The sequence below is a fragment of the Pseudomonas sp. genome (assembly GCF_036387035.1).
Lineage (GTDB): Bacteria > Pseudomonadota > Gammaproteobacteria > Pseudomonadales > Pseudomonadaceae > Aquipseudomonas.
On sequence record NZ_DASVUM010000247.1, the window covers coordinates 1 to 7,719 of the forward strand.

General features: G+C 60.6%; 7 protein-coding genes. 3 read left to right on the forward strand and 4 right to left on the reverse strand.

The genetic code is table 11. The annotated features are described in order from the left end of the window. Positions 1-111: 111 nt before the first annotated feature. Complete coding sequence (gene minC, locus VF672_RS22630) at positions 112-858, reverse strand: septum site-determining protein MinC (protein ID WP_331107093.1); 747 nt, start codon at positions 856-858, stop codon at positions 112-114. A gap of 142 nt (positions 859-1,000) precedes the next feature. Between minC and VF672_RS22635 the strand changes: the two genes are divergently transcribed. Beyond that, complete coding sequence (locus VF672_RS22635; RefSeq protein ID WP_331107095.1) at positions 1,001-1,933, forward strand: lipid A biosynthesis lauroyl acyltransferase; 933 nt, start codon at positions 1,001-1,003, stop codon at positions 1,931-1,933. Between the two features lie 19 nt (positions 1,934-1,952). Next, positions 1,953-3,185, forward strand: a complete 1,233-nt coding sequence (locus tag VF672_RS22640) for a patatin-like phospholipase family protein (protein WP_331107097.1) — start codon at positions 1,953-1,955, stop codon at positions 3,183-3,185. Between the two features lie 30 nt (positions 3,186-3,215). Here VF672_RS22640 and VF672_RS22645 read toward each other — a convergent pair whose 3' ends face one another. The 3 genes from VF672_RS22645 to VF672_RS22655 form a co-directional block, all read right to left on the reverse strand. Next, entirely contained in the window at positions 3,216-4,070 is an 855-nt protein-coding gene (locus VF672_RS22645; RefSeq protein ID WP_331107099.1) for a pirin family protein, read from the reverse strand. Between the two features lie 535 nt (positions 4,071-4,605). Then, on the reverse strand, positions 4,606-5,409 hold the full coding sequence (locus VF672_RS22650) for a VacJ family lipoprotein (RefSeq protein WP_331107101.1): 804 nt from the start codon (positions 5,407-5,409) through the stop codon (positions 4,606-4,608). Then, entirely contained in the window at positions 5,402-6,700 is a 1,299-nt protein-coding gene (locus VF672_RS22655) for a serine/threonine protein kinase (protein ID WP_331107103.1), read from the reverse strand. The genes VF672_RS22650 and VF672_RS22655 overlap by 8 nt, the downstream gene beginning before the upstream one ends. Before the next feature lie 221 nt (positions 6,701-6,921). On the opposite strand from VF672_RS22655, the gene VF672_RS22660 reads away from it, so the two are divergent. Next, on the forward strand, positions 6,922-7,287 hold the full coding sequence (locus tag VF672_RS22660; protein ID WP_331107105.1) for a hypothetical protein: 366 nt from the start codon (positions 6,922-6,924) through the stop codon (positions 7,285-7,287). Positions 7,288-7,719: the final 432 nt, after the last annotated feature.

The following is a 7,719-nucleotide window of genomic DNA, read 5'->3' on the forward strand; positions in this document are numbered from 1 at the left end:
CCCGTGAAGGAGTCCCCGTTCGAGAGAACAAAAAAATATCCCGAACTTCCCGGTGCCTTCGCGTCGTTTTCGCGACGAATCAGAGTGGCTTTGAAAATGGCGCAGTATCCGTTAAAGACGGGTGATGTTCAACACGTCCCCGGCCAGACTGATCTGTACCCCGGCGCCCCACAGCGGATCCCGGCGCAAGTCTTCGGACACCTTGTATTGACCGGCGATGGAGATCAGCTCGGCGACCATTTGCTGGCAGAAAATGCGCGCCTTGGTGTCGCCTTTGATCCCCGCCAGCGCGCGGCCGCGCATCGGACCGTACACATGGATATTGCCGTCGGCGAGCAGCTCGGCGCCGGGGCTGACCGAGGAAATCACCACCAGATCGGAGCCCTGGGCGTAGATCTGCTGACCGCCGCGCACAGGGGCGGTGATGATTTTGGTGGGTTTGATCAGCGGCTCGGGCGGTTTTTCAATGATTTCCGGCTTCTTTTTGACTTCGCCTTCAATCGGATCAAGCGGCCGCTCGCGCGCGCCCGAAGGCGGCAGCACCGGCAGGTCGATGGCAATGGCGGCGGCGATGTCTTCGATTCGGTTGGCGCGAATGGCCAGGGTGCGCAGACCGTGTTGCCGGCAGATGCGCATCATCGCTGGCAGATCGATTGCGCCTTCATCCGGCGGCAGCTTGTCGAGCGCCAGCACCAGCGGTGTGTTGCTGAAGAAGTTTGGCGCCTGAGCGACTTTTGCCGCCAGTTGACGATCCAGCGCTTCGAGGTTGTTGCGGGCCAGTTCCAGAACGGTGATGGCCAGCATGCTGCCCTTCAGCTGGAACACGGGGTCCTTGTCTTGCAATTCGATTTGGCTCATGTCGGCATACAGCGGCTTGTCGCTAAAAGTGCCGAGACTTATAACGATAACGCCCGCCAGCCGCAAGGGAGGCGCAACCGACGGGGGCACGATCTGCGCGAACCGATGTAGAATGCCCGCCTTTGTCCTGACGGAAGCTGTAATGGATCGCCCGCGTTTTCGAGCTGACTTTCTTCATCCCCGCTTCTGGCTGCTGTGGCTCGGGCTGGGGTTGCTCTGGCTGATCGTGCAGTTGCCGTTTCGCGCATTGCTGGTGATCGGCCGTGCGCTGGGCTGGGTCATGTATTACCAGGCAACCGATCGGCGGGTGATTGCCGCGCGTAACCTTGAGCTGTGTTTTCCCCAGTATTCCAAGGCCGAGCGCAAACGCCTGCTCAAGGAGAACTTCGCCTCCACCGGCATCGCCTTTTTCGAAATGGCCATGAGCTGGTGGTGGAGCAAACCCCGTCTCGCGCGGCTGGCGCATATCGAAGGCCTGCATCACCTGAAACAGGCGCAGCTGGACGGCCAGGGCGTGATCCTCATGGCGCTGCACTTCACCACCCTGGAAATCGGTGCGGCCCTGCTCGGTCAGCAGCACACCATCGACGGCATGTACCGCGAGCACAAGAACGCCCTGTTCGACTACGTGCAGCGGCGTGGCCGCGAGCGGCATAACCAGGATTCCATCGCCGTCGAGCGCGAAGACGTGCGTGGCATGATCAAGCAGCTGCGCAAGGGACGGGCGATCTGGTATGCGCCGGATCAGGACTACGGCGCCAAGCAAAGCATCTTTGTGCCGCTGTTCGGAATCCAGGCCGCCACCGTGCCGGCCACGAGCAAGTTCGCCAAGCTCGGGCACGCGCTGGTCGTACCGTTCACCCAGGAACGCCTGGCCGACGGCAGCGGCTACAGGCTGGTGATCCATCCGCCCCTGAGCAATTTTCCAGGGGAAAGCGACGAAGCCGACTGCATCCGCATCAATCAATGGGTCGAGCGCGCCGTCACTGACTGCCCGGCGCAGTATCTGTGGGCGCACCGGCGGTTCAAGAGCCGGCCCCCCGGTGAGCCGAAGCTGTACAAGAAACGTGGCTGAAACCGAGAGTTAAAACCCCATGACGACAAGCGCCATAGAACAACAAGCGGTGCGCAACGCCTCAGCCTTCACGCCCGGCGTCGAGCCTGTCACGGGTCTGATCCTGTCCGGTGGCGGCGCGCGTGCGGCCTATCAAGTGGGTGTGCTTGCCGGCATTGCCGACCTGTTGCCGGTCGGCGCCAAGAATCCTTTTCCGGTCATCGTCGGCACTTCCGCCGGGGCGATCAACGCGGTGAAGCTGGCCAGCGGCGCCGCGCAATTTCGTACGGCAATCCACGAACTGACGGAGTTCTGGCAGGACTTTCGCAGCCATCAAGTGTTGCGCAGCGACTGGGCCGGCGTCATCCGGCAGGCCGGGCGGTTTTTCGGTCGCAGTCTGTTGGGCATCGGTCGCAAGCAAGTGCCGGTGGCGCTGCTCAACAGTTCGCCGCTGAAAGACCTGCTGACGGCGCGACTCAACCTCGACGGCATCGACGAAGCCATAGAAGCAAAGCATCTGCGCGCGGTGGCGATCACCGCGTTTGGTTACGAGTCGGGGCAGGCCGTTACTTTTTACCAGGGCAAGGGCACCATCGATTCCTGGCTGCGCCACCGTCGGATCGGCCTGCCGACGCGCTTGACGGTTGACCATCTGCTGGCCAGCTCAGCGATTCCCTTGCTGTTCGCGCCGGTGAAGCTGGGCCAGGAATATTTTGGCGACGGCGCGGTGCGACAGTCGGCGCCGATCAGTCCGGCGCTGCACCTGGGCGCCAATCGCGTGCTGGTGGTGGGCGTCAGCGGCAACCCGCGTGGAGCGGGCGCCAATGCGCCTGTCCAGCGTGCGGTCAGTGGCACGCAGCCGAGCCTCGCACAGATCGGCGGGCACATGCTCAACAGCACGTTCATTGACAGCCTGGAGAGTGACATCGAATTGCTGGAGCGGCTGAACCTGGTGAGCCGCATGTTGCCGGCTTCCGGCGTGCCGTCGCCGCAGGTCTCGGACTCGACCCCCATCCAATCGCTGGCGCCGGTTGAGGTGCTGGTGATTTCGCCCAGTCAGCCCATCGATGAAATCGCTGCCCGTCACCGCCGCGAACTGCCGCCGGCGTTGCGCACGTTTTTGCGCGGCCCGGGAGCGACCAAGACCAGCGGGGCAGGGGTGCTGAGCTATCTGTTGTTCGAGTCGGGTTATTGCAGCGAGCTGATCGAGCTGGGCCGCCGCGATGCGATGGCCCAGAAGGATGAACTGATGCGATTCTTGCGGCTGGTTTAAACCCTCCTGACGCTTGATTCGCCAGAGCTATCAGGCCGTCAGCGTGTCATCCCGGAAATCGCGCAGCGCCTGTTCGATCTCTTCACGGCTATTCATCACGAACGGGCCGTATTGCACGATCGGTTCGCCCAAGGGTTTGCCAGCAATCAGCAGGACGCGTGCGCCGGTCTGGGTGCTCAGGTGCACCTCTCCACTTTCGGATAGACGCGCGAGACGGCTCTTACCCAGCTTCTGTGGTTGTCCTGCAATCTCGACCTCGCCTTCGTACACATACAGCAGCACGCGATGACCCTCGGCGACGTGCGGGGTGATTTGGCTGTGGGCGGGCAGGTGGAAATCAAAATACTGCGGCTCGGTGTCCGGGCGCTGCACGGCGCCTGCCTGAGACGTATGGCCGTCGTCGAACTGCCCGGCAATCACCACGACGTCGACGCCGTGTTGCGTGCGGATGCGCGGAATGCGTTCGGGCTGGATGTCGTCGTAACCCGCGTCGCCCATCTTCGATTTGGCCGGCAGGTTGAGCCACAGCTGAAAGCCGCGCATGGCGCCTTCCTCCTGCTCGGGCATCTCGCTGTGAATGACCCCGCGCGCGGCGGTCATCCATTGCACGCCGCCCCCTTGCAGCAGACCGACGTTGCCCATGTGATCTTCATGGCGCATGCGGCCTTCGAGCATATAAGTCACGGTCTCGAAACCGCGATGAGGGTGTGGCGGAAAGCCGGCAATGTATTCGTCGGGGTTCTCGGAGCCAAACTCGTCGAGCATGAGGAAGGGGTCAAAGGATTCGATGCCAGGCCCGCCGAACACACGGGTCAGCTTGACGCCAGCGCCATCCGAGGTCGGTTGGCCGGCCTGGATCGACAGCACTTTACGAAATTGAGTCATGAGGCTCACTCCGGCAGAAGGGGAATGGCGCCTATGGTAGGCCTGTTGAGGCGATGGATGGGTGACGTTTTTGCGAGGGAATGATCGGGTTTGGCGATGGGTTTGGGGCTTTGTTCCGGATAGTGCGGGAGAGCCCCAGCATCCGGGCGCCACAAGATCGAGCAGCAAACACTGTCCATGTGGGAGCGAGCTTGCTCGCGAAGAGAGCCGAACATCCGACATATCTCCGCCGGCCGGACCGCGCACTTGTAGGGCTGGCTTCAGCCGGGAAGACGCAGGCATTAACACCACGAATTTGATGGCGTGCCGACGGGCCTCTTCCCGGCTGAAGCCGGTCCTACCAAAAAGCACCGCGTGCAGTCACACCGCAATGTGATGGCGTGCCGACGGGCCTCTTCCCGGCTGAAGCCGGTCCTACCAAAAAGCACCGCGTGCAGTCACACCGCAATGTGATGGCGCGCCAACCGCCCTCTTCCCGGCTAAAGCCAGTCCTACAGGTTTTGCCGCCAGCAGCGCCGGCAGCCGTCAGACCACGTTACTCGGAAACCTGCAATTTGCGGGCTTCGGTGTAAACGTAACGCACCTTCTCGTACTCAAACGGCGAATTCATCTGACCGTAGCGGAAGCTGGTGGTGTAGCGGCGGTCGATGGCGCGCAGCAGGTACAGCTCAGGATGGTCTTCGCTGACCTGGGCTACGTTGAGGAAGTTGATCTGCGACTCGGCGGTGAAGTCGAAGACCAGGCCACCGGTGTCACGCAGGTTCGACGGGCCCAGGATCGGCAGCACCATGTACGGACCGGCCGGTACGCCATAGAAACCCAGGGTTTGACCGAAGTCTTCGCTCTGTTTCTTCAGGCCCATCATGGTCGCCGGGTCCCACAGCCCGGCAATGCCCAGCGTGGTGTTCACGATCAGGCGGCCAGTGGTTTCCATCGAACGCTTGCCCTTGAACTGCAGCAGGCTGTTCAGCAGGTTCGGCACATCGCCCAGGTTGCTGAAGAAGTTGCTGACGCCGGTGCGCACGAAGCTCGGTGTCACGTATTTGTAGCCGTTGACCACCGGCAGGAATACCCACTCATCGAAGCGGTAGTTGAAGTGGTAGACCCGGCGGTTCCAGGATTCCAGCGGATCATAGACATTCAGCGCGTTGAGCGACGAACGCTCGAACTCCTGCGCATCCAGACCCGGATTGAATTTCAGCGACTTCAACGGCTCGGTAAACCCATCCGGGTTATCGATCCGCTTGACCGGGGCTGCCTGGGAAACGATCGGCGCGTCGGCCGCGTGGACGGCGCCAGCGCAGAGGAGGGCGGCGATAAGCAAAAGACGTTTAGCCACGGAAAAACTCCAGCATGGCGTCGCTGTTGACGCGATAGTTCATGTTGCCGCAGTGACCGCCGTAAGGGTAAACGGTCAGGCGATCGCCAAATGTCTTGCGCAGGAAACCGAGGTCGCCCGGGCCGAGGATCACGTCGTCGGCGTTGTGCATCACAGCGATTTTCTTGCTGCTGGCCAGGTAATCCTTCAGCGCGTACAGGCTGACCTGATCAACCAGTTGCAGCAGGCTGCCGCCGTCGGTGCGGGCACGCCACATCGGAATCACCTGCTCGGTGACGTAGCAGTCGAAATCACACTGCAGCGCACGCTTGAGGAACGGCGTCAGGCTGGTGCCCTCGCTGATGGGGGTCTTCGGCGGAGTAATCAGACCGCGACGGTTGATCAGGTCGGAAGTGAACGCGATGTCGGCTGCGGAGAAACGGAACGAGGTGCCGATCAGCATCGCCATCTGTTCGTTGGACAGGTGCTGCTTGGACTGCTGGAAGTCGTACAGCAGCGCGTCATTCAGATCGATGTAGCCTTTTTCGCGGAAGTAGCGGGTCAGCTTCTGCAGCACCAGTTCATAGAAGGTGGTGCTGTTGGTGATGCCTTTAACGTCGGTCTGAACCATTTTGTCGAGGTTGGTGATTGACGTGTACAGGTTGACCGGCGGGTTGATCAGCAGCACCTTCTTGAAGTTGAAGCTGCGGCGGGTTTCGTCGAGTTTGCTGACGAACGCTGCATCCAGCGCGCCGAGGCTGTAACCGGTCAGGTAGTACTCGGTGACCTGCAGCTTGGTTTGCTGGGCACGAACGGCCTGCATGACCCGGTAGAGGTCCTCTGCGTCTTCTTTGGTGACGCCCGGCGTTGCGAAACGTGAGGCAGCGCTCATGAAGTCGTAGCTGGTTGGCGACGAAAGCTGTACGACGTTGTAACCCGCGCCGTAATAAAGCTTCTTCAGGTATTCGTTGAGCGTGCTGTTGTAAGGCGCGCCGGTGCCGGCGATCAGGAAGATCAGCGGTGCCGGGTGGTCTTGTTTGGCGAGGCGGTAGCGCAGTTTCTTCACGGCCCAGAAGTTGTCCGGCAGTGTGAACTCGCGCTCCGGGCGCAGGGTGAGGCTGTAGTCGTCCTGATCGATGTCCGCGTCTTCAGGCACCATGCCGCGCAAATCCGGTGGGGTCGTGGCGATAGTCGCTTCGAACGGATTGGTTAAGGGGAAGCCATAGCTGGACGGATCGACATCGACCGCCATCACGGACGCACTCAAGAACAGGCCGCCAGAAAGGGCGGCGAGGCGCAGAAAACGAAGCATGACTGAATCCCTTGGGAAAGAAGTGCTGTGGAAATACGCAGGCTATGACACGGGTGTAGTGCCAAAGTGCCGTGACGGCAAGTGACTCATGCATGACCCTCCGCGACGATACAGGTTATGGCACTTCTGACCTGTCTGCTCGTGCTTTTTCTTGCCCGTGTGGTTTTGCCCGGGCCGCTGCGGCTATCCTGCGCGCCGTGGGTTATTTTCTGGAGTGAATTGTGTCCCGTCGTCTGTCGTGGGTGGTGCTGTTTTTGGTTTTAGTGCTGTGGCTGGCTTTCAGTTACGGCTTGCGTTACGGGCTGATGGAAGACGTGCAATGGGTGGGAGTTTGCGCTGACGAGGCGTCGAAGTGGCAATGCCAGGTGCGCTCGAACCTGGGACTGTTGATTCACTTCGGGGTGTTCGGATGGGGTGCGCTGATCACGGCGTTGATTGCCCTCTGCATCCCGCGCCGGGTGGGCAACGTACTGGCCGTGACTGGATTGCTGCTCGGCGTGCTGGCACTGGTGTTGTACACGGCCAGTCTTGCGGTTTTTGCGGTGGTGATCGCCGGGCTGCGGCTGGTGCGCGGTCGGCAGGCGTAACCCTGAAAGCTGAACGCCAGACAGCATAAAGGGGAGCCGAAGCTCCCCTTTAAATCGTTGCACGTGCTCTTTCTTATTGTTGTAGGGCGGCCTGTTGTTGTTATTGGCGACCGGTCCCTCTACAGCGTCTTCGGTGATCCCCATACGGGATACAAGAGCAAACGTATTTTTTTGAGCGCTGACCTGCTTTGATTCCTCTTCTGCGAGAGGTGATCCAACCCGTTCTGGCCGCTACCTGAAGGTAGTTTTATGGTTCTCGGTCGGGCTGCGAGGCCGGGGCCTCGGTAAAGCATTTCTACTCCAAAAAAATCTGTTGGCTGCGTCTCTGTGCCGTTGTTCTTGTTATGTCAGAGCCGATTCATCTTATTTTTATTGGGTTTTCACATTTTGTTCTTGTTATGCAAGAGATATAGCAGGGTGCGTGCCAACTTT

What these genes read in the sequence shown, in the direction of transcription:
- minC (WP_331107093.1), bottom strand. Translation starts at nt 858, where the DNA reads ATGAGCCAAATCGAATTGCAAGACAAGGACCCCGTGTTCCAGCTGAAG.
- VF672_RS22645 (WP_331107099.1), bottom strand. Translation starts at nt 4,070, where the DNA reads ATGACTCAATTTCGTAAAGTGCTGTCGATCCAGGCCGGCCAACCGACC.
- VF672_RS22655 (WP_331107103.1), bottom strand. Translation starts at nt 6,700, where the DNA reads ATGCTTCGTTTTCTGCGCCTCGCCGCCCTTTCTGGCGGCCTGTTCTTG.
- VF672_RS22640 (WP_331107097.1), top strand. Translation starts at nt 1,953, where the DNA reads ATGACGACAAGCGCCATAGAACAACAAGCGGTGCGCAACGCCTCAGCC.
- VF672_RS22635 (WP_331107095.1), top strand. Translation starts at nt 1,001, where the DNA reads ATGGATCGCCCGCGTTTTCGAGCTGACTTTCTTCATCCCCGCTTCTGG.